At 70.3% G+C, this 23984-nt stretch carries 30 protein-coding genes; 13 read left to right on the plus strand and 17 right to left on the minus strand.

Translation table 11 applies throughout. The features are described 5' to 3' along the window. Positions 1-77: 77 nt before the first annotated feature. Entirely contained in the window at positions 78-1244 is a 1167-nt protein-coding gene (gene glgA / locus ACWEMY_RS06065) for a glycogen synthase (RefSeq protein ID WP_452389140.1), read from the plus strand. Positions 1245-1248: 4 nt separating this feature from the next. Here glgA and ACWEMY_RS06070 read toward each other — a convergent pair whose 3' ends face one another. From ACWEMY_RS06070 to ACWEMY_RS06130, 13 genes are all read right to left on the minus strand, one after another. Further along, on the minus strand, positions 1249-2082 hold the full coding sequence (locus ACWEMY_RS06070) for a putative RNA methyltransferase (RefSeq protein ID WP_452389141.1): 834 nt from the start codon (positions 2080-2082) through the stop codon (positions 1249-1251). Next, complete coding sequence (locus ACWEMY_RS06075) at positions 2079-2246, minus strand: DUF3117 domain-containing protein (protein WP_011211259.1); 168 nt, start codon at positions 2244-2246, stop codon at positions 2079-2081. Before ACWEMY_RS06075 ends, ACWEMY_RS06070 begins: the two co-directional genes overlap by 4 nt. A 105-nt stretch (positions 2247-2351) precedes the next feature. Then, positions 2352-2984: a DNA-3-methyladenine glycosylase I gene (locus tag ACWEMY_RS06080; RefSeq protein ID WP_452389077.1), complete on the minus strand. Its 633-nt coding sequence runs from the start codon at positions 2982-2984 to the stop codon at positions 2352-2354. Further along, positions 2981-3301 (minus strand): DivIVA domain-containing protein, encoded by a 321-nt coding sequence (locus ACWEMY_RS06085; protein ID WP_278263238.1) that lies wholly within the window; start codon positions 3299-3301, stop codon positions 2981-2983. The genes ACWEMY_RS06080 and ACWEMY_RS06085 overlap by 4 nt, the downstream gene beginning before the upstream one ends. A 37-nt stretch (positions 3302-3338) precedes the next feature. Then, positions 3339-4475 (minus strand): Mrp/NBP35 family ATP-binding protein, encoded by a 1137-nt coding sequence (locus tag ACWEMY_RS06090; protein ID WP_452389078.1) that lies wholly within the window; start codon positions 4473-4475, stop codon positions 3339-3341. Between the two features lie 57 nt (positions 4476-4532). Further along, positions 4533-4802, minus strand: a complete 270-nt coding sequence (locus ACWEMY_RS06095; protein WP_452389079.1) for a hypothetical protein — start codon at positions 4800-4802, stop codon at positions 4533-4535. A 337-nt stretch (positions 4803-5139) separates the two neighbouring features. Further along, positions 5140-5607 carry a hypothetical protein gene (locus ACWEMY_RS06100; protein ID WP_452389080.1) on the minus strand — a complete coding sequence of 156 codons (468 nt, stop codon included), beginning with the start codon at positions 5605-5607 and terminating at the stop codon, positions 5140-5142. Next, entirely contained in the window at positions 5608-6333 is a 726-nt protein-coding gene (locus ACWEMY_RS06105; protein ID WP_452389081.1) for a WXG100 family type VII secretion target, read from the minus strand. Further along, on the minus strand, positions 6333-6557 hold the full coding sequence (locus ACWEMY_RS06110; RefSeq protein WP_452389082.1) for a hypothetical protein: 225 nt from the start codon (positions 6555-6557) through the stop codon (positions 6333-6335). Before ACWEMY_RS06110 ends, ACWEMY_RS06105 begins: the two co-directional genes overlap by 1 nt. Positions 6558-6669: 112 nt before the next feature. After that, complete coding sequence (locus tag ACWEMY_RS06115) at positions 6670-7524, minus strand: lytic transglycosylase domain-containing protein (RefSeq protein WP_375929818.1); 855 nt, start codon at positions 7522-7524, stop codon at positions 6670-6672. 65 nt (positions 7525-7589) lie between these two features. Further along, on the minus strand, positions 7590-8960 hold the full coding sequence (locus ACWEMY_RS06120) for a lytic transglycosylase domain-containing protein (protein ID WP_452389083.1): 1371 nt from the start codon (positions 8958-8960) through the stop codon (positions 7590-7592). A gap of 142 nt (positions 8961-9102) precedes the next feature. After that, entirely contained in the window at positions 9103-9693 is a 591-nt protein-coding gene (locus ACWEMY_RS06125) for a DUF1003 domain-containing protein (RefSeq protein ID WP_375929816.1), read from the minus strand. Beyond that, complete coding sequence (locus ACWEMY_RS06130) at positions 9686-10981, minus strand: magnesium transporter MgtE N-terminal domain-containing protein (RefSeq protein ID WP_452389084.1); 1296 nt, start codon at positions 10979-10981, stop codon at positions 9686-9688. Before ACWEMY_RS06130 ends, ACWEMY_RS06125 begins: the two co-directional genes overlap by 8 nt. 75 nt (positions 10982-11056) lie before the next feature. On the opposite strand from ACWEMY_RS06130, the gene ACWEMY_RS06135 reads away from it, so the two are divergent. From ACWEMY_RS06135 to ACWEMY_RS06150, 4 genes are all read left to right on the plus strand, one after another. Further along, positions 11057-11986, plus strand: coding sequence for an HpcH/HpaI aldolase/citrate lyase family protein (locus ACWEMY_RS06135; RefSeq protein WP_452389085.1), 930 nt, complete (start codon positions 11057-11059; stop codon positions 11984-11986). Positions 11987-12080: 94 nt separating this feature from the next. Beyond that, entirely contained in the window at positions 12081-12575 is a 495-nt protein-coding gene (locus ACWEMY_RS06140; protein WP_375929813.1) for a general stress protein, read from the plus strand. A gap of 4 nt (positions 12576-12579) precedes the next feature. After that, a complete protein-coding gene (locus tag ACWEMY_RS06145; protein WP_452389086.1) occupies positions 12580-13161 on the plus strand; it encodes a suppressor of fused domain protein in 582 nt (193 codons plus the stop codon). 4 nt (positions 13162-13165) lie between these two features. Beyond that, entirely contained in the window at positions 13166-13588 is a 423-nt protein-coding gene (locus ACWEMY_RS06150) for a DUF7919 family protein (protein ID WP_452389087.1), read from the plus strand. 39 nt (positions 13589-13627) lie between these two features. Here the strand turns inward: ACWEMY_RS06150 and ACWEMY_RS06155 are convergent, their stop codons facing one another. Further along, the gene (locus ACWEMY_RS06155; RefSeq protein WP_375935421.1) at positions 13628-14689 is read right to left on the minus strand and encodes a magnesium and cobalt transport protein CorA; all 1062 of its coding nucleotides are present in this window, start codon (positions 14687-14689) and stop codon (positions 13628-13630) included. A gap of 93 nt (positions 14690-14782) precedes the next feature. Here ACWEMY_RS06155 and ACWEMY_RS06160 point away from each other — a divergent pair, with 93 nt between their 5' ends. The 5 genes from ACWEMY_RS06160 to ACWEMY_RS06180 all read left to right on the plus strand — a co-directional run bounded on the left by ACWEMY_RS06160 (position 14783) and on the right by ACWEMY_RS06180 (position 19415). Beyond that, complete coding sequence (locus tag ACWEMY_RS06160; RefSeq protein WP_375929810.1) at positions 14783-15637, plus strand: PHP domain-containing protein; 855 nt, start codon at positions 14783-14785, stop codon at positions 15635-15637. Beyond that, positions 15634-15900 carry a hypothetical protein gene (locus ACWEMY_RS06165; protein ID WP_375929809.1) on the plus strand — a complete coding sequence of 89 codons (267 nt, stop codon included), beginning with the start codon at positions 15634-15636 and terminating at the stop codon, positions 15898-15900. Before ACWEMY_RS06160 ends, ACWEMY_RS06165 begins: the two co-directional genes overlap by 4 nt. 51 nt (positions 15901-15951) lie before the next feature. Further along, a complete protein-coding gene (locus ACWEMY_RS06170; protein WP_452389088.1) occupies positions 15952-17496 on the plus strand; it encodes an FAD-binding protein in 1545 nt (514 codons plus the stop codon). Positions 17497-17970: 474 nt separating this feature from the next. Then, positions 17971-19128 (plus strand): NAD(P)-dependent malic enzyme, encoded by a 1158-nt coding sequence (locus ACWEMY_RS06175; protein ID WP_452389142.1) that lies wholly within the window; start codon positions 17971-17973, stop codon positions 19126-19128. Between the two features lie 77 nt (positions 19129-19205). Further along, entirely contained in the window at positions 19206-19415 is a 210-nt protein-coding gene (locus ACWEMY_RS06180; RefSeq protein WP_375929806.1) for a hypothetical protein, read from the plus strand. Here the strand turns inward: ACWEMY_RS06180 and ACWEMY_RS06185 are convergent. Then, positions 19412-20296, minus strand: a complete 885-nt coding sequence (locus ACWEMY_RS06185; RefSeq protein WP_375935418.1) for an ABC transporter substrate-binding protein — start codon at positions 20294-20296, stop codon at positions 19412-19414. The genes ACWEMY_RS06180 and ACWEMY_RS06185 overlap by 4 nt on opposite strands. A gap of 209 nt (positions 20297-20505) precedes the next feature. On the opposite strand from ACWEMY_RS06185, the gene ACWEMY_RS06190 reads away from it, so the two are divergent. Beyond that, on the plus strand, positions 20506-21405 hold the full coding sequence (locus ACWEMY_RS06190; RefSeq protein WP_452389089.1) for a glycine betaine ABC transporter substrate-binding protein: 900 nt from the start codon (positions 20506-20508) through the stop codon (positions 21403-21405). 19 nt (positions 21406-21424) lie between these two features. Here ACWEMY_RS06190 and ACWEMY_RS06195 read toward each other — a convergent pair whose 3' ends face one another. Then, on the minus strand, positions 21425-21742 hold the full coding sequence (locus ACWEMY_RS06195; protein ID WP_452389090.1) for a hypothetical protein: 318 nt from the start codon (positions 21740-21742) through the stop codon (positions 21425-21427). A gap of 131 nt (positions 21743-21873) precedes the next feature. Here ACWEMY_RS06195 and ACWEMY_RS06200 point away from each other — a divergent pair, with 131 nt between their 5' ends. Both ACWEMY_RS06200 and ACWEMY_RS06205 read left to right on the plus strand, forming a co-directional pair. After that, positions 21874-22635 (plus strand): DUF6968 family protein, encoded by a 762-nt coding sequence (locus ACWEMY_RS06200; RefSeq protein ID WP_452389091.1) that lies wholly within the window; start codon positions 21874-21876, stop codon positions 22633-22635. Further along, complete coding sequence (locus ACWEMY_RS06205) at positions 22635-22898, plus strand: hypothetical protein (protein ID WP_452389092.1); 264 nt, start codon at positions 22635-22637, stop codon at positions 22896-22898. The genes ACWEMY_RS06200 and ACWEMY_RS06205 overlap by 1 nt, the downstream gene beginning before the upstream one ends. Here the strand turns inward: ACWEMY_RS06205 and ACWEMY_RS06210 are convergent. Continuing rightward, positions 22876-23805 carry a hypothetical protein gene (locus ACWEMY_RS06210; protein ID WP_452389093.1) on the minus strand — a complete coding sequence of 310 codons (930 nt, stop codon included), beginning with the start codon at positions 23803-23805 and terminating at the stop codon, positions 22876-22878. The two genes, ACWEMY_RS06205 and ACWEMY_RS06210, sit on opposite strands and share 23 nt — an antisense overlap. Positions 23806-23984: the final 179 nt, after the last annotated feature.

Consider the following 23984-nt stretch of genomic DNA (forward strand, 5'->3'; position numbering starts at 1 on the left):
TGGCTCATGTCGACCCGACGGTCTAATTTGGACCGGTGAGTTCTGGCACCGACACCGAGCAGGCGCGGGCCGACGCGTTGCGCGTCGCCGTGCTGACCCGGGAATACCCGCCGGAGGTGTACGGCGGGGCGGGCGTGCACGTCACCGAACTCACCGCGCGGCTGCGCGTGTTGTGCGCGGTGACGGTGCACTGCATGGGCGCGCCGCGCCCCGGCGCGGTGGTGCACCGGCCCGATCCCGAGCTCGCCGCGGCCAATGCCGCGTTGCGGATGATGTCGGCCCAGTTGCGCATGGCCGACGCGGCGGGCGGCGTCGAAGTGGTCCACTCGCACACCTGGTACGCGGGCCTGGCCGGGCATCTGGCGGCCGCGCTCTACGACATCCCGCACGTGCTCACCGCGCATTCGCTCGAGCCGCGCAGGCCGTGGAAGGCCGAGCAGCTCGGCGGCGGCTACCGGCTGTCGTCGTGGTCGGAGCGCACCGCGATGGAGAACGCCGACGCGATCATCGCCGTCAGCGCGGGCATGCGCCACGACGTACTCGACGCCTACCCGGCGATCGACCCCGCGCGAGTGCACGTGGTGCACAACGGGATCGACGCGACCGTCTGGCATCCCGGCCCGCCCGCGCCGGGGGAGACACCGGTGCTGGAGCGCCTCGGGGTGCGGCCCGACCTGCCGATCGTCTCGTTCGTCGGACGGATCACCCGGCAGAAGGGCGTCGGCCACCTGCTCGCCGCCGCCCACGATTTCGACCCCGACATCCAGCTGGTGCTGTGCGCGGGCGCGGCCGACACCCCCGAACTCGAGCAGGAGGTCGCCACGGCGGTCGACGAGCTGCACCGCCGCCGCGGCAAGGTGTTCTGGGTGCAGGAGATGCTGCCCACCGAGCAGGTGCGTCAGATCCTGGCCGCCTCGGCGGTCTTCGTGTGCCCGTCGGTCTACGAGCCGCTCGGCATCGTCAACCTGGAGGCGATGGCCTGTGCCACCGCGGTGGTGGCCTCCGATGTGGGCGGGATTCCCGAGGTGGTCGCCGACGGGGTCACCGGCACGCTGGTGCACTACGCCGCCGACGAGCCGGAGGTCTACGAACGGGGGCTGGCCATGGCGGTGAACGCGGTGGCGAGTGATCCGGCGCTGGCGGTGCGCTACGGCGAGGCCGGGCGGGCACGCGCCATCGCGGAATTCGACTGGGCCAAGATCGCCGAGGACACCGTGGCGGTGTATCGCAGCGTGCTGCGCTGAGCCCTCAGGAATTCGGCGCGTAGACCGAGACCGTCACCGAGGCGCTGACTTCGGTGATGTCCGGGAGGGCGGCGATGCGCGGGTCGTCGGCGGGGGTGCCGTGGAAGGCCGACGGGCCCATGGCGACCACGTTCGTCACATCGGCGCGGGTGAGCTTCATCGGGAATTCGACGAGGGTGTGCTCGGTGCGGGTGAAGGTGCCCGCGAGGGAGTCGGCCAGGCGTCGGTCCTTGTCGGGGTCGACGCGGACCATGCCGAGCGGGCCGATCAGCTCGCCCAGATGCCGGTCGGTGGGGGTGACCACCACGAAGCGGCCGCCGGGCGCCAGGACGCGGGCGATCTCGGCGGGGTTGCGCGGGGCGAAGACCGAGAGCACGCCGGTGAGGGAGTGATCGCGAACCGGCAGGCCGCGCCAGGCATCGGCCAGGATCGAGGCCATGCGCGGGTGCGCGCGGGCGGCCCGGCGTGCGGCCGGTTTGGACACGTCCAGGGCGATGCCGAAGGAGTCCGCCCGGGCATCGAGCACCGAGGCCAGGTAGTAGCCGGTGCCCGCACCGATCTCGAGCACGACGTCGTCGGCAGGGGCGAGCCCGTCGGCGGTGGCCGTGGCGATGGGGGCGTAGTGGCCTGCGCCCTGGAAAGCCGCGCGGGCGTCGAGCATGGCGGCGGTGTCGCCGGTCATCTTGGTCGACGCCCCGGTCAGCAGCCCGACATAACCCTGACGGGCGATGTCGAAGCTGTGCCCGGTCGCGCAGCGCAGCGCGGTGTCGCGCTGATGCAGTGCGGCGCCGCACTCCGGGCAGGCCAGGAGTGCGGCGACCGTGTCGAGCGCTGTCAGCTGGTGACGCTCTTCAGTTCGTCACCGAGCGCCGCAGCCTCGTCCGGCGTGAGTTCGACGACCAGACGCCCGCCACCCTCGAGTGGAACCCGCATGACGATTCCACGACCTTCCTTGGTTGCCTCGAGGGGACCGTCCCCGGTACGGGGCTTCATGGCCGCCATCCTCTGCTCCCTCCAGATCTGCGCGGTCTGTCTGCGCACTGTTTCTCGTCTGCCGGTTGTCGCCAACCAGCGGGCTCGCCGGGTGTTCGGCGGGCCACACCGGTCCTATTCTTCCCTATTGCCCGCGCGGGCGGACACCTGAGTAGGAAATGTGACTCTCGAGTCGGTTCCGTCCGGCGTGGGGCGTACCCAGCAAACTTCCAGGTGGTCGTCCACCATCCCGGTCGCCTGCATCAGGGCGTACGCCGTCGTCGGGCCGACGAAAGCGAAGCCCCGGCGCTTCAATTCCTTTGCCAGAGCAACGGATTCGGGTGTGGTCGCGGGCACATCCGCGAGGGTGGCCGGTCGCGGGCGTGGCGCGGGTGCGAACGACCACACCAGCTCGTCCAGGCCCACCGGCAGGTCGCGAGCAACCCGGGCATTGGTGATGGCCGCGTCGATCTTGGCGCGATTGCGGACGATGCCGGTGTCGGCGAGCAGCCGGGCGCGATCGTCGTCACCGAACTCGGCCACCTTCGCGATCTCGAACCCGGCGAAGGCCGCGCGGAAGGCGGGCCGCTTGCGCAGGATGGTGATCCAGGCCAGCCCCGACTGGAACGCCTCGAGGCACAGGCGCTCGAACAGGGCGTCGTCACCGTGCAGGGGCACGCCCCACTCGGTGTCGTGGTAGTCGCGGTAGAGCTGGGAGCCGGTCGACCAGCCGCAGCGGACCAGTCCGTCGTCGGCGAGCTCGCTCACGGGCGTTCCTGGCTGGCCATGACCTGCGCCTGCCAGTGCCGCGCCTGGGCCAGCTCGAGCTCCAGTTCATCGATGCGCTCGGCCAGCCTCCCCAGCGCCCAGTCGACCTCCCCGGCCTTGTAACCGCGCACCACCTGCTGAAACCGCAGCGCCCGCACATCGGCCCCGGTGACGCCCTGCGCGGGCAGCACGGTGGCCGTGGTCCCCTCGGGCAGCGGCCCGAGCTCCTCGGACCGCCCGAACACCGCACTCGCGACGAGGAACAGCATCGCCGCCACCAACCCGACGATGAGCACGTATAGAAGCAGCGTCAGCATGGGTCCAGCCTAGGCACCCCCACCGACAACCCCCGAATCAGAGATGGCGGGTGGTGTCGATGCCCAGGGACATGCCCGCCAGGCCGCGCTTGCGGACGGCGAGCTTGTCGGCCACGCCGCGCAGGGCGACGGCGGCCGGGTTCTCCGGCTCGCCGAGCACGATCGGGGTGCCCGCGTCGCCACCCTCGCGCAGGGCCTGCTCGATCGGGATCTGGCCCAGCAGCGGCACCGTCGAACCGACGGCGCGGGTCAGCCGGTCGGCGACCACCTGGCCGCCGCCGGAGCCGTAGAGCTCCATGCGGGAGCCGTCGGGCAGGTCCAGCCAGGACATGTTCTCCACCACGCCCGCGATGCGCTGACGCGTCTGCAGGGCGATGGCGCCCGCGCGCTCGGCCACCTCGGCGGCGGCGATCTGCGGGGTGGTGACCACCAGGATCTCGGCGTTGGGGATCAGCTGGGCGATGGAGATGGCGACGTCACCGGTGCCGGGCGGCAGGTCGAGCAGCAGCACGTCCAGGTCGCCCCAGAACACGTCGGCCAGGAACTGCTGCAGCGCGCGATGCAGCATCGGACCGCGCCACACCACCGGCGTGTTGCCCGAGGTGAACTGCGCGATCGAGATCATCTTCACGTTGTGCGCGACCGGCGGCAGGATCATCCGCTCGACCTGGGTGGGCTTGGCGTCGGAGCCGAGCATGCGCGGAATCGAGTGACCGTAGATGTCGGCGTCGAGCACACCCACCGACAGACCGCGCTCGGCCAGCGCGACGGCGAGGTTGGCGGTGACACTGGACTTGCCGACGCCACCCTTGCCGGAGGCGACCGCGTACACGCGGGTCAGCGAGCCCGGCTGGGCGAAGGGGATCACCGGCTCGGCCGAATCACCGCGCAGCGACTTGCGCAGCTCGGTGCGCTGCTCGTCGCTCATCACGTCGAGATCGACCGTCACCGCGCCCGCCCCGGGCACATCCGCGACGGCCTTGGTCACACGCTGCACGATCTCGGTCCGCAACGGGCATCCGGACGTGGTCAGATACACCTCGACATGCACATCACCGCTGTCGGCGATGGCGATGGACTTCACCATGCCCAACTCGGTGATCGGCTTGCGGATCTCCGGATCGTCGACCTTCGCGAGCGCCGCCCGCACATCCGCTTCCGTAATCACTGCCATACGACCGATATTATGCTGCGCGGAATCCGGCAACCCCCGTGGCCTGTTCGTGACCCGTCACCGCCGGTGGTCCCGCGCCCGTTGCCGCTCGACCGCGGCGGCGAAGTCCGGATGCGCCGACACGATCAGCCGATGATCCGCCGGATCCATCCACACATCCGCGAAATACCCCGACCGGCTCCACGCCAGCAGTGCGCCCAGCAGCGCGAGCGGAAAACACCCCGGCACCACAGCCACCGCCAGCGGCACATACGCCGCCTCGAACTCCAGCACCCGCGCGACGACAACACCCACGACCGTCAACGGAACCAGCAGCGCCGCGACCACAGCGACCCACCGAAACCGCCTGACATCCTCCAGACAGAGCTCACAGGCCGGACACTCGAACCGGACCCGCGCCTCGACCGCCCCCCGCCGCCCCGGCCCCATGGACCGCACCATCGCCCGAACCGTCGGCATCTCCGACATGGGCCCACTGGAATTCACCGTACAAACCCGCGTCGCCCCAGCCACCACCCCGTGCTCACTACACACACCAGGTATAGCCTCGCTCAACACCAGTTCCGTCGGCCCACCGGCACCCACCGGCACCCACGCCGAATCGACCTCGGTACCGAACACCACCCGCCGCCGCCCACCCCCACTCACGAGCGTGTCCACAGTGTCACTGAAGCCATCCCCGCTGGTGCCGTTCGCGAAAGTACTCATCGTCCGCATCGTCCTCGTCGGGCGTGACCACGCGGTCTCGGTTGGGTTTGCGTGTTCCCGGGACAACGACATCGCCTGACGGGGCCGGCATCGGTGACGTCGGCCCCGGCGTATCCGCCGGTGGCTCCGAGCGAAACCGCAGCGCCTCCGCGTCGCCCTGGTCGGCGAGCCGCCTGCGCTCCTCCTCGGACATCGCCGTGAACTGCTCGATGGCGGCGGGCAGCGTCCCGTCCAGGACCCGGTTGAATGCCTCGCTGTGCATCAGCTCGCGGGCACTTCCCTGCCCACCGAGGATGCCGCGGATCTGGTCTTCGAGCTTGGGGTCGGTCGCGGTTTCCATCAGGACCCGCAGTGCCCGGGAGAGCTGTCGTGAGACTCCGACATCGCCGTGCGCAAGGTCGTGGATCGGCTCGGGGGTAGTCACTCAGGCCCCCGGATGGTCGTAGTTGCCCGCGGGCAGCGACGGCAGGTCGGCTGACCCGACGACACCGGCGACGCCGAAGCCGACACCGGCGACCGCCTCCAGGGCGACGTAGGCGGCATTGAAGGTCTCGACCAACCGCCCCCATTCGGCGATGACCTTGAGCGTCGTCGCGGTGGCGGCCGCGACCAGTGCCGCTGTCGCCACGATCCCTACCCCGGTCAGGGCGGAGGCCTGCGCGGCCGCCCACTCGATGACCGCGATGGCACCCCAGTCGAGCACCGTCTGCAGGGCGTTGCTCATCGCCGTCGAGACGTGATACGCGGAGGTCGCGAATCGGTCGATCTCGGTCGCCATCTCCTTCAGTGGCTCGACCTGGGCCGAGATGGCCGCCGACAGCTTGGTGAAGTAGGCCTGCGCGCTCGTCGCCGCGTTGCCGTCCCAGGTCGCGTCGACCGTCATCGCGCCGGACGCGATCGATTCGGCGAAGGCCTGGTTGTAGGCGGCGAGGTTTTCGACGGCCTTGCCCGCCTGCTGCAGCGCCTCCCAATCCCCGGAGATCTTGGTGGTGACCCATTTCAGCGGGTCGGTCCCGAGCACGGTTTCGCACCACTTGCAGGCCCAGTAGGTCGGCGATATCGCGTTCGAGGTGGCGAGGAATTCGATCTTGTCGTTGAGTGGATCGGCCAGGACGGGCTCGGCGAGGTGTTCGGACGGAGCCTTGGCCATCACTGATTGCCCGCCGGATAGGTGCTGTCCAGAGCTTCGGCTCGCGCCTGGTCCGTGGTCCGGTATACCTGCGCGACCTTGGTCAGCTCGGTTGCCGCGGCATCGGCGAGAGTGCCCAGCGTGGCGTAGTTCGGCGCGAGCTGCTCATGCGCCTCGCTGACCGCGCTGAGACCGATCCGGATCAGTCCGCCGTCGCCCCAGACGGAGTTGTCCAGCACCAGCATCAGAACCCCTGTCCCGGCGGCATGCTCTGGATGGTGTCCGCGCGTCGGAGGACCATGGCATATGCGCCCTGTCCAGCGCAAATGCCTCCGTAGGTCGGGTGGGGCGCTTGCCTCAGATGCGGGGGAGGTCTTGGGGGCGGGGGGCCAGGCCGCTGGAGTAGGAGCCGGACCAGGCCATGACGTTGGCTACGTAGGCCATGGAGTTGTTGTAGCGGAGGATGGCCTTGGACTGCTGGGAGAGGTCGCGCATGTTGAGGCCGCCGTCGCAGAGGTAGCGGCCCGCGGTGAGGGCGGCGTCGAAGAGGTTCTGGGGGTCGGCGATGCCGTCGGCGTTGCCGTCGGCGGCGTAGCGCTGCCAGGTCTCGGGGAGGAACTGCATCGGGCCGATGGCGCGGTCGTAGCCGCCGAGGCCGTCGAGCTCGCCGCCGTCGCTGTCGTGGATGACGTTGTTGCCGTAGAGGCTGCCGTCGAGGACCGGGCCGTAGACGGCCTTGATCGGGTTGCCCTGCGCGTCGGCCTTGCCGTAGGCGTGGGTGGACTCGACGCGGCCGATCCCGGCCAGCAGCGACCAGTTCATCCCGCAGTGCGGATTCTCCACGGCCAGTTGCTCTTCGGCGCTCTGGTAGGCGGCGACCGCGATACCGGGAATGCCGAGCGGTCCGGCGGGTAGGTCGGAGGCGGCCCGGTCGTCCGGCAGCGCAACGGTTTTGACGACCGGTGCGGCCGACGCCGACTGCTTGGCCTCCATGTGCGCCACCTCGGCGACCTCGGCCAGCGGTGCTCCGGCGAGCTCGGCGACCTCCTGATCGGCCTCGGGCAGATCGTGTTCGACCGCGGCGGCGGTCGCGGTGGTCACGTCGGTCGCGGCCGCGGTGACGGCCACGAGCCCGGCGGGAACCAATCCGGTCAGTGCGATGAGCGAACTACGGCGAACGGTGGTGGCTGGCTGTTTCCGATGGCGGCCCATAGGTCGAGATTACCGCACCCGAGATCTTTTTGTTACCCCTCTGTGATCTGAATTCCGGTTTGATTTCAGGGAATCACGGGCCCGGCGGGCAGCGGGATGACGATGTTGAACGGCAACGTGATCGCGGGCTGCGGTGCCACGGGCGCCGGGGCGGGCTCGGGTTCCGGCGCGGGCTCCTCGGCCGGTGCGACACCGGGTTCCGGCGTCTTCTCCGGCGCGGCGGGCGCGGGAGTCGGCGCGGGCGCGGCCTCGGCGGGCGTGCACTTCGCCGCGTCGGCGGGTGCGGGCACGACCGGCTCCGCGGGCGCGGCCGGGTCCTTCGGCGCGGCCGCACCATAGGTCTGCTCGACCGGCTGCTGCGCGGGCTGCTCGGCGGGAGCCAGCGGATTCGGCATCTGCGCGGGCTGCGGTTCGCTCACACAGGTTTCGGGCACCACCGGCGCGGGACAGAAGATGCCGCAGGGGATCGGCGGCAGGCCGGGCAGGGTGATCATCACCTGGGTCGGCGTGGTGGTCTTCGGAGTGTTCGGCGGCAGCTGGTTGGCCGTCGACGGCGGGGCCGCGGTGGTGGGGGTGTCGGTGGAGGCGGCCAGCACGTTCGGCGAGACCAGCGGCGCGCTGCCCGGCGGCACGATCTCCGGGGAGATGGCGACCTGGCTCGGCGCGCCGCCGTTGCGGTAGGCCGCCGACCAGCTCAGCACATTGGCCGCGTAGGACATGGAGTTGTTGTAGCGCAGCACCGCCCGCAGTTCCTGGGACGCCTCGCGCAGGTTCAGCCCGCCCGAGCACAGGTACTTGCCCGCGCCGAGCGCGGCGTCGAAGACATTGTGCGGATCGGCCACGCCGTCGCCGTTGCCGTCGGCGGCGTAGTGCGCCCAGGTGCTGGGCAGGAACTGCATCGGGCCCACGGCGCGCACGAATCCGCCGTCGGCCTCCTTGATGACCTCGTTACCCGGCAGCGTGCCGTCCAGCGCCGGGCCGAAGATGGGGGTGGTCGTGGTGCCCGCGGCGTCGGTGCTGCCACTGCTGGCGTGCCCGGACTCGATCCGGCCGATGCCGGCGAGCAGGTTCCAGGTGAGCCCGCAGCCGGGCTCGGCGGTCTCCATCGCGAGCTCGGCATTGCGGTAGGCGGCCAGCACGATCTCCGGGATGCCCAGCGCGCCGCTGCCGGTGGGCAGCGAAATGCTTTGCAGCGGAACGGTTCCGGCGAAGGGGGCGGCGCTGTTGGCCGACGGGCTGAGCGCGCGCAGCTTGCGCGGGGCCTCCTGGGAGACCGGCAGCAGGCCGACCACCTCCGAGAGCGGGGCTTCGGAATCGGCGGTGCTGCTCGCGTTCGCGGCCAGCAGGGCCTCGGGGGCCTGCGGCGCGGTGCTCGGGTTGGTGGAGTGCGCGGCCGAACCCGAGGCGACGAGTCCCGCCACTACCAGGGCCGACATCGTGATCGGAGTAGAGATTCGCATTGGCGACACACCAGCCCTTTACGTCGAAGCAGCGGCACCGCAGAGTCCCCCCTCCGGCCCGCCCGGAACAACGTGATCCAGGTTACCTACCGGTCAGGAAGTTGTTGAGCATTTCCGGTCATGCATCTGGAGCGCCTGGCGAAATCGGGGCGGAAGAGGGCGTTTGACCGGAGGTTTTCTTGCGGACGGCTTTTCGCTTTTTGTCCGTTGTCGGCGCGCCGCCGGGCGTGGTGACCGCGTCGATGCGATCGAGCACCTCTTTGATCTCCTCGAGCTCGCGGCGCAGGTAGTCGCGGGTGGCCACATCGCCGACCGCCAGCCGCAGTGAGGCCAGCTCACGGGCGAGGAACTCGGTGTCGGCCTTGGTCTGGGCGGCGCGGGTGCGGTCTTCCTCGAGGGCGACCTTGTCGCGGTTGTCCTGGCGGTTCTGCGCCAGCAGGATCAGTGGCGCGGCATAGGCGGCCTGGGTGGAGAAGGCCAGGTTGAGCAGGATGAACGGGTACGGGTCCCAGCGCAGCGACACCGCGAACACATTGAGCACGATCCACACCACGACGATCACGGTCTGGATCGCCAGGTAGCGGCCGGTGCCGAGGAAGCGGGCCACCTTCTCGCTGGCGCTGGCGAACGCGTCGGAGTCCCAGTCGAAGCGCAGCCGCGAGCCGACCGGCGTCTCCAGGCGCTGCCGGGCGGGGCTCTTCTCACTCACTGCGGATCTCCTCCTCGGTGTGCGCCAGTGGCGGCTCTTCCTCGCGCCAGTCCTCGGGCAGCAGATGATCGAGCACGTCGTCGACGGTCACCGCGCCGAGCAGATGGTTCTCCGCGTCGACCACCGGCCCACACACCAGGTTGTAGGTGGCGAAGTAGCGGGTCACCGCGGCCAGCGGCAGCTCGGCCGACAGCGGCGACAGATCCGCGTCGACGATCCCGCCGACCAGATGCGCGGGCGGTTCCCGCAGCAGCTGCTGGATGTGCACACAGCCCAGGTAGCGGCCGGTGGGCGTGGCGGTGGGCGGCCGCACGACGAAGGCCATGGAGGCCAGCGCCGGGGTCAGGTCGGGATCGCGGACCCGCGCGAGCGCCTCGGCGACGGTGGTGGACGGACTCAGCACCACCGGTTTGGTCGTCATCAGGCCGCCCGCGGTGTCGGGGGAGTGCGCGAGCAGGCGGCGCACCGGCTCGGATTCCTCCGGGTCCATCAGCGCGAGCAGCGATTCGGCCTCGCTCTCGGGCAGCTCGCCGAGCAGGTCGGCGGCGTCGTCGGGGTCCATGGCCTCGAGCACGTCGGCGGCGCGGTGCACCTCGAGGTGGCCGAGCAGGTCGACCTGGTCGTCGTCGGGCAGTTCCTGGACCACGTCGGCGAGGCGCTCGTCGTCCAGGGCGATGGCCACCTCGACGCGGCGCTTCTCGGGCAGTTCGCGCAGCCGGTGTGCCACATCGGCCGGGCGCAGGCCCTCGAACTGCGACAGCAGCGTGGTGACGTCCTGTCCCGGTCTGCCGACCACGGCGGGCGTCAGCCCGACGACCTGCGACCAGTCGACCACGTGCACGGTGCGCCGCCGCCCGATGCGCCGGTGCCCGCGCACCGCGACGCGCCCGATCACCCAGTCGCGGGTGCGGGTCTGCTCGATACCGAGATCGGCGACGAAGACCGCGACCCCGTCCAGGTCGGGCAGGCCGGGGTCGTCCACGCGCACCTGCGAGTCCACGATCTGCGCCAGCGCCAGCATCTCGCCCGGTCGCTGCGCGAATCGGCGCAGGCTGACGGTGCCCGTGTTGAGTGTGACCATGCCCGGTTCGATCCCGGTGACCCGCAGCATCGGCACGAAAATCCGCCGCCGGGTGACCAATTCGACTACCAGCCCGTGCACCCGCGGTTGCTGGCGCCCGTACCGGACGGCCACGACCACGTCACGGACCCGGCCGATAGACTCCCCGTCCGGACCCAGCACCGTCAGGCCGGCGAGCCGGGCGACGTACACCCTGGTGGTTGCCATGATCATCAGGCTAGGCGGTCCGCTACGGCCGGTCACCACACGCCACGGCCGGTGTGACGAACAACAGGAGGCCCCATGCAGCCCCGTCGCTCGGTGCTCGCCGTGCCAGGCAGCAATCCCAAGATGATCGCCAAGGCCAAGGGCCTGCCGGTGGACGAGGTGTTCCTCGACCTGGAGGATGCGGTCGCGCCCGGCGCCAAGGTCGCGGCGCGGGCCAATATCGTTGCCGCGCTCAACGAGCCGGGGTGGGGTGAGCAGCTGCGGGTGGTCCGGGTCAACGACTGGTCGACCGAGTGGACCTACGCCGATGTCATCCAGGTGGTCGAGGGCGCGGGCGCGGTGCTCGACGCGATCCTGCTGCCGAAGGTGACCGACGCCGGTCAGGTCCAGGCCCTGGATCTGCTGCTGACCCAGCTGGAGAAGGCCAGCGGACTCGAGGTGGGCCGCATCGGCATCGAGCCGCAGATCGAGAACGCGCTGGGCCTGCGCAATATCGACGCCATCGCCACCGCGAGCCCGCGCGTGCAGACGCTGGTGTTCGGCCCCGCCGATTTCATGGCCAGTATCAATATGCGCACCCTGGTGGTCGGCGAGCAGCCGGAGGGCTACGACGTCGGCGACGCCTACCACCACATCCTGATGACCATCCTGCTCGCCGCCCGCGCCCACGGCCTGCAGGCCATCGACGGCCCCTACCTGCAGATCCGCGATCTGGACGGCTTCCGCCGCGCCGCGAGCCGCACGGCCGCACTCGGTTTCGACGGCAAGTGGGTGCTGCATCCGACCCAGGTCGACGCGGCCAACGAGATCTTCAGCCCCCGCCAGCGCGACTACGACCGCGCCGAGCAGATTCTCGACGCCTACGCCTTCCACACCTCGGCCGAGGGCGGCGCGCGCGGCGCGGTGATGCTCGGAGATGAGATGATCGACGAGGCCAGCGCCAAGATGGCCAAGGTGATAGCCGACAAGGGTCGAGCAGCAGGAATGAAGAGGACAGACGCCTGATCCGGGAGCCCGCGATCACAGAACGGGCATACCGGACATTTTGGAGACGCGTTTCACTCCACCACACCCACCCCGGACCTAGCAGAATGGGACTATGACGAATCCCTTGGGCAACCCGAATCGCGGACGGCAGGCGTTGCCGACGCCGCCGTCGGGCTGGCCGGTCGGCTCGTATCCGACCTACGCCGAAGCGCAGCGCGCGGTCGACTACCTGGCCGACGGGCAGTTCCCGGTGGGCGATGTGACCATCGTGGGTGTCGACCTGATGCAGGTCGAGCGGGTGCTCTACCGGCTCACCTGGGGCAAGGTCATCGGCGGCGGTGTGGTCTCGGGCGCCTGGCTGGGCCTGTTCCTCGGCCTGCTGCTGAGCCTGTTCACCACCACCGGTGGCGCGCTGGGCCCGCTGGTCGTCGGCCTGGTCGGCGGCATCATCTTCGGCGTCATCACCACCTCGATCCCGTACGCGGCCACCAAGGGCCAGCGTGACTTCGCCTCGACCATGCAACTGGTCGCGGGCCGCTACGACGTGCTGTGCGACCCGAAGAGCGCCGAGCGCGCCCGCGACATGCTGGCCCGATTGGCGCTGTGAGCCGATGGATGTGGTGAACACGGTCCGCACCGCGGTGCTGGACCACTACGAGGTCGCGCGCGATCAGGTCGACGCGGCCTCGGTGACCTTCCTCGGCCTGGAACCGATCGAGATCCTGCGCATCCCCGGCGACGGCGTGGTCCACTACGCCACCCTCGGCGGCTCCCGCCACCCCATGGGCGACCCCTCCGACCTCCTCGCCGACCCGCTGCGCGGCCCCCGCGCCGAACTGGTCCTCACCCTGCTCCTGAGCGCCGGACCACAGGCCGGGGTGGCCAAGTCACTGGGCGTACTGGTCGCCACCCCGTCGGTGGAAGGCGTTGTGCTGCAAGCCGACGCACTCCTCGACCTCGGGGAACCGCTGTGGCGCAACGCCCTCTTCACCGCCGTGCTGCTCGGCGAGAGCGACGTGCCCGAGGTGGCGCTACCCGAACCGGCCGAACCGGTGCGCTACCTCAGCGTCACCCCGATCACCGCCACCGAGGCCGCCTGGGTCCGGGTCCGCGGCGCCCAGGCCCTACGCGACGCCTGGACCGAGGCGGGCATCGACGTCCGCGACCCGTCCCGAGGGGCAGTGAACCTCTAGAACCATGTATTTCGCCGATCTCAGCCCCTACACCTATATTCGGGCTCCTGCGGATTGTGGTCGAGTTCTGAATATCGGCTGGCTCTCCGTCGATGAACCGTTTCCGACCGGAGAAACATCCCGCCAATTTCTGGCCCGATTGCAAAAGGGGGCAAAGAATCGCATCAACATGACTCGGGGATACCACGGATGTGAATTCTGCGCGTCCGAAATCCTGGCTGGAACCGAAGAAGAAATGACTGGACTTCAACTGCATGATGAGCTGGTCGGTTTGGAAGCTCTGGGAAACGGGGAGATTCTGGTACGGGGGTCGGCGGGTGAAAGCTATATTGCGCCGGTGATGATCGTTCACTACATCGAGCTTCACAACTACTTGCCTCCCCGAAAATTCATCGATGCGGTGTTGAACGGGGCCGCGTTCGGGTGATCGGCGCAAAGATCCCGATCCGCCGATCGGTTCGTAGTGCTAGAGCCACTTGTTGCGGCGGAAGCTGCGGAACAGCATGGCGCACAACACCGCCATCACCAGAAGTACGACCGGGTACGCGGCGGGTTGGTGTAGTTCCCACATGTAGTCGAAGTTCATGCCGTAGACGCCGGCGATCATCGTCGGTACCGCGGCCATGGCGGCGTAGGCCGAGATCTTGCGCATGTCGGTGTTCTGCTGGACGCTGATCTTGGCCAGGGCCGCGTTGACCAGGCCGCTGAGGGCCTCGTCGAAGAAGGTGATGTGTTCGGAGACGCTGGTGTGATGGTCGGCGACGTCGCGCAGGTAGGCCCGGATCTCCTGGGGCACCGGCAGTTCCTTGTTGTGCACCAGCAGTTGCAGCGGCAGGCCCAGCGGCGCGACCGAGCGGCGTAGTTCCACCACCTCGCGCTTGAGCTGGTAGATCGCCTCGACCCCGATCTTGGAGTTCGGCGTGAACACCGCCTCCTCCATCTCGTCGATGTCCTGCTCGACCGATTCGGAGACCTCCACATACGAGTCGACCACGTGATCGGCCACCGTGTGCAGCACCGAGTACGGGCCAAGGCGCACCTGGTCGGGGTCGGCCTCGAGTTCGCGGCGGACGCCGGTCAGGCCGGTGTGCTCGCCGTGGCGCACGGTGATGGCGAAGTGCTCGCCGGTGAAGACCATGATGTCGCCGGTCTCGACGATCTCGCTGATCGCGTCGATGTCGTGCTCGACGTAGCTGACCGTGCGCATCACCAGGAACAGGGTGTCGTCGTAGCGTTCCAGCTTGGGCCGCTGACGGCCCTGCACCGCGTCCTCCACGGCCAGCGGGTGCAGCCCGAAGATCTGCGCGATCTCGCTCATCTGCGCCTCGTCGGGATCGTGCAGGCCGAGCCAGACGAAACCGTCCTCGCTGCCGCGCGCCTCGGTCAGCGCCTGTTCCGGGGTGAAGTGCCCGGGCCGCCGCTTGCCGTCGATGTAGACGCCGCAGTCGACGATGGCCCGCGCGGTGGGGACGGGGACCCGGGGTCGCGGGCTCGTGCGCGCGCGGCCGGACCCGCGCCAGGACGGCATCGGGGGCAGAGTCGGCACGTGTCGATGGTACGGGCAGCGTCCGGTTTCCCGGACGGATCGCCGTGCGCGGGCACCGCACGGTAAGACTGAGGGGTGCGCATCGATCTGCATACCCATTCCACGGCGTCCGACGGCACCGACACCCCGGCCGAACTGGTGCGCCGTGCCGCGGCGGCGGGCCTGGACGTCGTCGCCATCACCGATCACGACACCACCGGCGGCTGGGCAGAGGCCGAGGCCGCGCGCCCCTCGGGACTGACGCTGGTGCGCGGGATGGAGATGTCGTGTCAGGGCATGGGGGAGGACGGGTATCCCGTCCCCGTGCATCTGCTGGCCTACCTGTTCGACCCCACCGACGCCGGTTTCGCCGAGGAACGCGAGCGGCTGCGCGCCGAGCGGGTGGCCCGGGTGCGCGCGATGGCCGACAAGATGGTGGCCGACGGCCTGCCGATCGACCCCGACGCGGTGCTCGCCGGGGCGGGCCCGGCGGCGGGCAGGCCGCATCTGGCGCGGGCGCTGGTCGCGGCGGGCGTGGTGGAGAGCGTCGACGCGGCGTTCGTCGACCTGCTGGCCCCGCACGGTCCCTACTACGCCGAGAAGGCCGACACCCCGCTGACCACGGCGGTGCGGCTGATCGCCGCGGCGGGCGGGGTCAGCGTGCTGGCGCACGTGCGGGCCCGCAAACGCGGCCGCCTGCTCGCCCTCGACGAGATCAGGGAACTGGCCACGCTCGGCCTGGGGGGTCTCGAGATCGACCATCCCGACCACAGCGCCGCCGATCGCGCGGTGCTCACCGACCTCTCCGCCGAACTCGGCCTGCTACGCACCGGCTCCTCGGACTATCACGGCAGCAACAAGACCATCGCGCTCGGCGCCTGCCACACCGATCCCGAGCAGTTCGAGGCGCTGATCGGCAAGGCGAGCGGTGTCCCGGTGATCACCTCGTGACGCTGCTGCGCGGGATCAGCGGCGTCGTCGCCGGTGGCGTCGTGGTGCTGCTGTGCGTGGTGATCGGCGCCGCCGTGATGGGCGCGCGGCGCGATTTCCCCGGGCCCGGTGCCGCCTCGCTGGGCTGGCATGTGGTGGCGGCGGTGGTGGTCGTCGGCGCGCAACTCGTGGCGGATCGCGGGCGTGGTCCGGCGGCGTTGTCGGGGTCGGCGATCGTTCTGGTCACGACCGGTGTACTGCTTTGGACACAATGGTGGGGTTGACCGCCGCGTAGTGGTTGCGGGCAGGTGAATGAGCGGCGAACATTTCTCTCTGTGACCAGCATCGAGACGGATGTTCTGATCCTCGGCGGCGGGCCCGCCGGGCTCTGGGCCGCCGTCGCCGCCGCGGCCGCCGGTGCGCGCGTGGTGCTGGCGGACAAGAGCCGCAGCGGATCCAGCGGTCCCACCGTGCACGGCACCACCGTGCTGTGGGACATCGAACCGGGTCAGGACCGGGCCGAGGCGGTGGCCGCGAGCATCGCGCGCGGCGGCGGTCTGGGCGATCCGGTCTGGCTGGAGCGGGTGATCGACGAGACGCATCGGCGGCTGCGCGGCTGGACCGGGCCGGTGCGGCGCGCGCCCGCCCCCGGTCCGCCGCGCGTATATCTCGACGGCGCGAGCTATCTGCGCAGGCTGCGCCGCGGTGCGCTGGCGGCGGGGGTGCGCGTCCTCGATCATCATCCGGCGCTGCAACTGCTCGTCGACCCGGCGGGCACCGTCGTCGGCGCGGCGGGCCTGCAACGGCACCACCGGTTCCGCCCGTGGACCATCCGGGCCGGCGCGGTGGTCGTGGCCACCGGCGGCTGCGCCTTCCTGTCCGGCGGCGCGGGAACCGAGGTGAACACCGGGGAGGGCCTGCTGATGGCTGCCGAGGCGGGCGCCGAACTGGCGGGCATGGAGTTCTCCAGCGCCTACGGCCTGGCCCCGGTCCCGGCTCGGCTGTACTCCGCCCTCGCACCGGGGCCGTCGATGCCGTTCGCGGTGCTCTACGACGAGGCGGGCACCGCGCTCCCGGCCGGTGACGGCACCGCCCTGGCCGCCATCGCCGAGGGCCGCCGGGTTTTCGCGGCCCTGCGCGAGACCCCGGAACCGCTGCGGTCCTGGCTCGGCCGCCACGGTGCCGTCGACGCGTCGGGGCGGGTGCCGGTGCGCGCGGTGCTCGAAGGCACCATCGGCGGCGCGGGCGGCCTCGCGCTGACCGGTCCCGACTGCGCGACCACCGTGCGCGGCCTCTACACCGCGGGCGACCTGGCCGGGCGCGAACTCGTCGCCGGGGCGGCGGGCACCGCGGGCGGGCTCAGCGGCGCGTGGGCCGTGGCCTCGGGCAGCTGGGCCGGTGCGGGCGCGGCCGTCTTCGCCCGGTCGACCGAGTGGGCGGGCAGCGCGCGCCCGGTCCCCGGCGCCGGCCTGGGCCCGCGCGCCCACATCGACCCGCGCTCGGTCGTCGGCCTGGTCCAGGAACACACCCTGCCGCTGCGCCGCAGCTACCGGCGCAGCGCGGGCAGCCTGGGCGACAGCATCGCCGAACTCGACGCCATGTGGCCGGGCGCGCAGTTCGAACTCGGCGGCACCGGCGCGGCCCAGTTGCGCGCCCGCCAGGCCGCCGCGCTGCTCGCCGTCGCCCGCTGGGCCGGGTACAGCGCGCTGGTGCGCACCGAGTCGCGCGGTATCCACCGCCGCACCGACCATCCCGACCCGGCCGCGGACTGGCGTGCGCGCCTGCGCTGTGGTGGGCTGGACGAGGTCTGGGTGCGCCGCGAACAAGGCCCGCAACCCCTCGGCGACGAACTCACCGCGCCACGCCCGGCCGCGGTGTGATTGTTCACCGGCTGTTCCCCGTCAGCTGCGAGTTTTCTCTTACCCCGCGGCAATTCGGCGTCGCTACGCTCGACAGATGACACGCTGTCGGCGGACACCCCGCACCGGTTTGGCAACTGGTCGGCCCGGCTGGCAGAATGTTGCGGATTCCCTTCCCTCGCCACCGCCGGGTTCGGGAAACCTGGTGACCTCCCGCCACGCGACGCACCGTCGCGGCCGAGGGACCACCCTTTGTTCGCCCGGACCACCCGTCCGGCTCCGCACCCTGGATCAGTGCCGCGCCCCGCGACCGGTTGTGACCGGTATCCGCGTCGGGCCGCTCGTCCGGTGAGCGCTCATGAAGAACCGTAACCCGATATACCCGGCGGTAACCGTCCCCCGGTTGAGTCCGACTCGAGCAGGAGTGAAATCGTGTCATCTGTGACTGACGCACCGAATGCCACCGCGGCGCCCCAGGCCGATGATGCAGCGAGCCTGGCTGCCATCACCCACGACGAGATCTTCGCGGGACACCTCGGCGGCAAGCTGTCGGTAGAGCTCAGTGCCCCGCTCGAGACCCAGCGCGACCTGTCCATCGCCTACACCCCGGGCGTCGCCCAGGTCAGCCGGGCCATCGCCGAGGACGCCGCGCTCACCAAGACCTACACCTGGACCGACCGCCTCGTGGTCGTCGTCAGCGACGGCACCGCCGTGCTCGGTCTGGGCGACATCGGCCCGCGCGCCTCGCTGCCGGTGATGGAGGGCAAGGCCGCGCTGTTCAAGAAGTTCGCGGGCCTGAACTCCATCCCGCTGGTGCTCGACACCACCGACCCCGACGCGATCGTGGAGACCCTGATCCGCCTGCGCCCGAGCTTCGGCGCGGTGAACCTCGAGGACATCTCCGCCCCGCGCTGCTTCGAGATCGAACAGCGGGTCATCGAGGCGCTGGACTGCCCGGTCATGCACGACGACCAGCACGGCACCGCCATCGTGGTGCTCGCCGCGCTCAAGGGCGCCGCCGCCCAGCAGGGCCGTGACATGTCCGCCCTGAAGGTGGTCGTCTCCGGTGCCGGTGCCGCCGGTGTGGCGTGCGCCAACATCCTGCTCGCCGCGGGCATCCCCGACGTGGTCGTGCTCGACTCCAAGGGCATCGTCAGCGCCGGTCGTGACGGCCTCAACGGCGTCAAGGCCGACCTGGCCGCCCGCAGCAACCCGCGCGGCCTGACCGGTGGCCCGGCCGAGGCGCTGGCCGGTGCCGATGTGTTCCTGGGCCTGTCCGCGGGCACCATCCCCGAGGAGCTCATCGCCTCGATGGCGCCGGAGTCGATCGTGTTCGCCATGTCGAACCCGGACCCGGAGATCCACCCCGAGGTGGCCGCCAAGTACGCCGCCATCGTGGCCACCGGCCGCAGTGACTTCCCGAACCAGATCAACAATGTGCTCGCCTTCCCCGGCGTGTTCAAGGGTGCGCTGGACGCGGGCGCTCGCCGCATCACCGAGGGCATGAAGGTCGCCGCCGCCGACGCCATCTTCAACGTGGTCGCCGGTGAGCTCGCGGTCGACAAGATCATCCCGAGCCCGCTGGACCCGCGCGTGGCTTCCGCCGTCGCCGCGGCCGTGGCCGCGACCGCGCGCGCCGAGGGTGTCGCGTAGTCAGTAGTTCCGTCGAACAGCGCCCCCGTTCCGGTCCGGAACGGGGGCGCTGTCGCGTTGTCTGGGATCATCGGGGCATGGCATCGATCACCGTGCAGTTTCCGGACGAGATGGCCGCGGAGCTCGTCGCCGCGGCCGAGGCGGCGGGCGTCGGGGTGAACGTCGTGCTCGTGCAGGCCGCGCAGGACTGGCTGCACGCCCAGGCCCAGCGCGCCCACGAACGTGCCAGGATGCGGGCGGTACTGGCCGACGACCCACACCTGCGCGCCCTGCTGGGCGATGACTAACCGATCGGGGAATTCAAGCCCTGTGCGGTGATCCACGCCAGCGCGGCCGCCTTCGGCTCGATCCTGCCGGGCCCGGAGACCGCCGTGTTGAGCGAAATCAATTCCGTGGTGGTGAGTTTCGCCGACACCGCGTCGAGGACCGCCACCGCTTTGTCGGTCTTCTTCGCGGCATTGAACAGCGGCACCACATTCTGCGCCGCGAAATTGCGCTTCGGATCGGCGAGCACCACCAGATCGTTCTGCGCGATGGCGGGGGAGGTGGTGTAGATGTCGGCGGCGAGGACCTTTCCGTCGACCAGCGCGCGCACCGTCGCCGGGCCGCCGTGGTCGTCGATCGCCTCGAAATTGCCCGCGCTGATGTCGAGCCCGTAGTTCTTCTTCAGCCCGGGCAATCCGCCGGGCCGCTGCGCGAATTCCGGCTGGGCGCCGAAGGTCACCTCGGCCGAATGCGGTGCCAGATCGGCGATGCTGCTCAGCTTCCATTTCTCGGCGGTGGCCCGGGTGACCACCACCGCGTCGGAATCCTGGCCGGGCGCGGGCGTCGCGATGGCCAGTTCCTCGCCGAGCACGCCGGGCAGGGCCGCGGTGACCTCGTCGGCGGTGGTGGCGGTGGCGTCGTTGTCCAGGTAGCGCAACAGGTTTCCGGTGTATTCGGGAATCAGCGAGATCGCGCACTGGCGCAGCGCCGGGAGATAGGTTTCGCGATCACCGATATTGAACTCGGTGTCGACCTTGAAGCCATTGATGCGTAAGACCTCGGTGTAGATCGTGGCGACGGTCTCGGATTCGGGAAAGTCGGCCGAACCGATGATCAGCGCGTCGCTGGCGCAATCGCCCTTGGCCGCCATCGGATCGGTGTTGCCGCAGGCGGAGACGATCATGGCGGCGGCGAGAGCGACAGCGGCCGCGAGTACCCGTCCGGCCCGGACCACGAGGCGGCGAGCCGGTCGGCGATGTCCTGGCGAAGCGGTGAACGCGGTTTTCACTGGGGTCCTTCCGGCAAAGGCGGGCAGTGCGCTGTGCATGCGTCCCGGGGGCCGCAGGTACATTCTGGGTGGTAATACTGCCCGCGTCGCGCCGAAATGCGTGGGTGGACGGCGAATACGGGAAGTTGGTGTCGGAGGCGATGGTCGCGCGCGCGGTGCGTCGGAGTATGGCCGCGATCCTGGTGACGGCCGGTGCGATGGCCGCCGTGTCCTGCGCTGATGCCGATGATCGGCCCATGGTCGCGGTCGGTGCGGGCAGCTCCACCGAGTCGGTGGTACTCGCCGAGATCTACGCCCAGGCCCTGGCGCGTGTCGGCACCCGCACCAGCGTGGTGACCGGGCTGACCGATCCGCTGGCCGCGCTCGACGCGGGCCGCGTCGCGGTCCTCGGTGCTCGCAACGGCGAGTTGCTCGACCGCTGGAATCCCGCTTCGCCCGCCCGCGAGCCCGCCGCCGTCGCCGCCGCCGTCAACGCGGCGCTGCCCGCCGGGCTCAGTGTGTCCGATGCCGCCGACGGCACCGATCTGCGTCCGCGCGTGGTCCGCCCCGAGTCCGCCGTGGCCGCCGACGGCATCCGCACCGTCACCGCGCTGGCCCCCGCCTGCGCCACTCTCACCGTCGGCGCCCTCGCCCCGACCTCGGACGACGATCCGTCCGCACAGCTCGTCGCCGACTGCGCCCCCGCCACCGTCCACCCCTATCCCGACCTCGCTGCCCTGCGAACCGACCTGCTGAACAACACGATCCAGGCCGGCCTCACCGACGGCCCCGGCGGCGACCTCACCGGCCTCACGGTCCTCGCCGACCCCGGCTACGCGATCCGCGCCCAGAACATCCTGGCCCTCTACCGCAGCGGAATCTTCGACCGCCAGCAGGTCAAGAAGCTCAACTACGTCGCGGGCGAACTCACCACCGACGACCTCCTCGCCCTCATCGCCGAGGTCGACACCGGCACCGCCCCCGCCACCGCCGCCCGCCACTGGCTCGACGCCCACGCCCTCTGAACCACGTCCCGCCGGACGCTCAGCGGGTGGGCGTGACCCGCACGTCGAGCTTGCCGACGAAAGTCGCGTCCCGAATGGCCACGTCCGTGTTGGCGGGAATCGAACACAACATGTTCACCCCACCGCGCGCCACATCGATCGTCGCCGGAGTGAACTCCGCATCGCCCCGGCGCCGCTCCTCGAGGAACTTGGTGATCGTGGTGCGCTGATCCTCGGCATCCTGCTCGAGATACACACCACACGTCGTATCCCCACCCTCATTGAGCGCCCGCCCGACCTCCCCACACCCCACAGTCCCAGCCACGAGCACCACCAACACCGGCCCGATCCGATACATCCCCACAGCGATCCCCCCGCCACGACCGTCACCCCCGAGTCTACGGCGCCCCCAACCCCCTCCGAACCCCTTCCGTCGACTGGCCGGTCCGCCCGGCGGATACCGTCGGACACCCGATGCATACTGGGCCGATGCCGGCGACCGACATCATCGACTACGACGAAGGGGGATGTATCTACCTCGTCGACGAGCCGCTGCGCGATCAGATGCACACCCTGCCGTCCCATCCCGCCCGCCTACGCGCCGGGATCGGTGCGCTGTGTATCGACGCCGGACGGGACCGGTCTTACGGCAATCTCGCGCGGGTCAGCGTCGAGGTGGGGGAGGGCGGGTTTCCGCCCGAACCCGAGTCCGCCGAGTTCCTCGCGGAAGCCGCGTATCTCACCGAGCACGGCAGTCAGCGGCTCGCCAGCTGCTATTTCGAAGAATGCCAGGGCGAACTGGCCGGCACTCTCACTCCCGCGGGGCCCGCCCGCGTCCACGTCCGCCTCTACGAACTCCCCGGCCCCCACCAGCCCTACCTCGCCACGGCCCCCGGTCACGAACCCCGCCTGGTCCCGGTCGACCCCCACCTCCTCATCCACCTCTGGAACGAGCCCCTCACCGATATCGGACCGGTCATCCTGTCGCGCGCAATCGACCACCGCGGCGACGTGCTGTCCATCGACATCGGCGCGCCCACGGAAGACCCGGCGTCCGGCGAATGGCTCTGCCGCTACCGCATCGAGAACACGACCACCGGCTCGTCCACCGGCGCCGACGCCCTGGCCGCGATCTACACCGCCCTCGCCGCCATCGACGCCGACCTGGCCCGCGCCGCCGAATCCGGCACCGCCTACACCGTCTTCGGCCAGGCTGACCACGGTCTGCCGACACTTCCCGGCGCCTCCTGATGAGCACCACCACCCTGGGCGCACCGATCGCGACCAGAGTCCTCGCCACCCCCGACGGCCCGGTCACGGTCGTCTTCGGCCGCCCGTACCCGAAGCCAGGAAACCCACGAATCACTCTGTGCCCCTGCCGGATCGGCGACCGTCCCGTGAACCTGGTCCCAGGCTTGGACGACATCCACGCCTTCCTGACCGCAGTCCGTCTGACCGCCGCGGTCCTCGGCCTCCCCGCTGACTGGCCCCTCACCCAGCCGCCCGCGGCGTGATCCCGGCGCAGGTCAGCTCGAACCGGCGCCAGCCGCTGCGCTCGCCGCGTGGGAGCTTTGCCGTGAACACCCATTCGCCGGTTTTGCGGTGCCGGGTGGAAGCGCTGAGCGTGCAGGTCACAGGGGTGCCGTCGGCGGTGCGGGCGACGATCGGGTCCATGCGTCGGGTGTGGGGGCCGGGCATCGCGGTCGGGTCGACGATGGTGATGCTCCAATCGTCGGCGAATGCCTGCGCCTGCCTCAGTTGGTGTCCGCTGGCGCCCGATCGCAGCATCCACTCGAGCAGCCACGCGGTGATCAGCACCGGGACGAACAGGATCAGCGCGATCCCGAAACAGGATCGCGAGGGCGCCGGCTTGCCCTCGACGAATCGGTAGAAGCGAATCGCCCGGGTCACGACGAACACGGCGGCCAGGATGGCGAGGCCGACCAGGGTCGACCAGATGTCGAAACCGACCGCGCGCCAGTCGGTGTAGACGGTGTAGGTGTTCGATCCGGAGCCGGGAACATCCAGGGAACCGTCTGCGCGGAACTGCTGTACGGTCCGATCTTCGGTCGCGCACAGCCCGGTGCGCAGCCAGCCGACGGGCACCTTTCGGTAGCACGCACCGGTGATCCATCGGAGTGCGAAACAATGTCCGGACCAAAGTATTTCGCCGTCCGTGCCGCAACGCCGGGCCGACGATGCCGTCACCACGGCATTGCTGTTCACGCTGTTGTCGCAGGGGGCCGGAGTCGGCGCGGGGATGGTCTCGCTCGGGATATCGCCGAACGCGGGCACATGCGCGCAGTCGCCGATCCGCATCGCCGCCAGCACCCGTGCGGGGGCGCCGGGATCGGAGGTCTCATACGGCGAGCACGCGGCCAAGAATCCCGCGCAGACCAGCAGGCAGATCAGGACCCCCACACGAGTCCACACTCTCGACACTCGCCCATTCTGCCCGGCGGGCCGACCCGCGTTCGCCGATTTCCGCGGGGCTGCGCCGGGCAGCAGGGGTAGCTCTTGCCCCGTCTGTTCCGCTCCGTATATTCCTACTGGAATATTTGGTTCGGAGCAGGGAGGTGGGGTGGTGGGGCAGGTGGGCC

Source organism: Nocardia sp. NPDC004415 (assembly GCF_053602435.1).

Bases quoted from the DNA above. Each gene is read 5' to 3' on its own strand.
- ACWEMY_RS06075 (WP_011211259.1), bottom strand. From the start codon at position 2,246: ATGGCGGCCATGAAGCCCCGTACCGGGGACGGTCCCCTCGAGGCAACC.
- ACWEMY_RS06120 (WP_452389083.1), bottom strand. From the start codon at position 8,960: ATGTCGGCCCTGGTAGTGGCGGGACTCGTCGCCTCGGGTTCGGCCGCG.
- ACWEMY_RS06185 (WP_375935418.1), bottom strand. From the start codon at position 20,296: ATGATCGTCTCCGCCTGCGGCAACACCGATCCGATGGCGGCCAAGGGC.
- ACWEMY_RS06135 (WP_452389085.1), top strand. From the start codon at position 11,057: ATGCAGCCCCGTCGCTCGGTGCTCGCCGTGCCAGGCAGCAATCCCAAG.
- ACWEMY_RS06085 (WP_278263238.1), bottom strand. From the start codon at position 3,301: ATGCTGACGCTGCTTCTATACGTGCTCATCGTCGGGTTGGTGGCGGCG.
- ACWEMY_RS06150 (WP_452389087.1), top strand. From the start codon at position 13,166: ATGTATTTCGCCGATCTCAGCCCCTACACCTATATTCGGGCTCCTGCG.
- ACWEMY_RS06130 (WP_452389084.1), bottom strand. From the start codon at position 10,981: ATGGCAACCACCAGGGTGTACGTCGCCCGGCTCGCCGGCCTGACGGTG.
- ACWEMY_RS06115 (WP_375929818.1), bottom strand. From the start codon at position 7,524: ATGGGCCGCCATCGGAAACAGCCAGCCACCACCGTTCGCCGTAGTTCG.
- ACWEMY_RS06205 (WP_452389092.1), top strand. From the start codon at position 22,635: ATGAGCACCACCACCCTGGGCGCACCGATCGCGACCAGAGTCCTCGCC.
- ACWEMY_RS06105 (WP_452389081.1), bottom strand. From the start codon at position 6,333: ATGGCCAAGGCTCCGTCCGAACACCTCGCCGAGCCCGTCCTGGCCGAT.
- ACWEMY_RS06145 (WP_452389086.1), top strand. From the start codon at position 12,580: ATGGATGTGGTGAACACGGTCCGCACCGCGGTGCTGGACCACTACGAG.
- ACWEMY_RS06195 (WP_452389090.1), bottom strand. From the start codon at position 21,742: ATGTATCGGATCGGGCCGGTGTTGGTGGTGCTCGTGGCTGGGACTGTG.
- ACWEMY_RS06090 (WP_452389078.1), bottom strand. From the start codon at position 4,475: ATGGCAGTGATTACGGAAGCGGATGTGCGGGCGGCGCTCGCGAAGGTC.
- ACWEMY_RS06200 (WP_452389091.1), top strand. From the start codon at position 21,874: ATGCCGGCGACCGACATCATCGACTACGACGAAGGGGGATGTATCTAC.
- ACWEMY_RS06140 (WP_375929813.1), top strand. From the start codon at position 12,081: ATGACGAATCCCTTGGGCAACCCGAATCGCGGACGGCAGGCGTTGCCG.
- ACWEMY_RS06155 (WP_375935421.1), bottom strand. From the start codon at position 14,689: ATGCCGTCCTGGCGCGGGTCCGGCCGCGCGCGCACGAGCCCGCGACCC.
- ACWEMY_RS06180 (WP_375929806.1), top strand. From the start codon at position 19,206: ATGGCATCGATCACCGTGCAGTTTCCGGACGAGATGGCCGCGGAGCTC.
- ACWEMY_RS06110 (WP_452389082.1), bottom strand. From the start codon at position 6,557: ATGCTGGTGCTGGACAACTCCGTCTGGGGCGACGGCGGACTGATCCGG.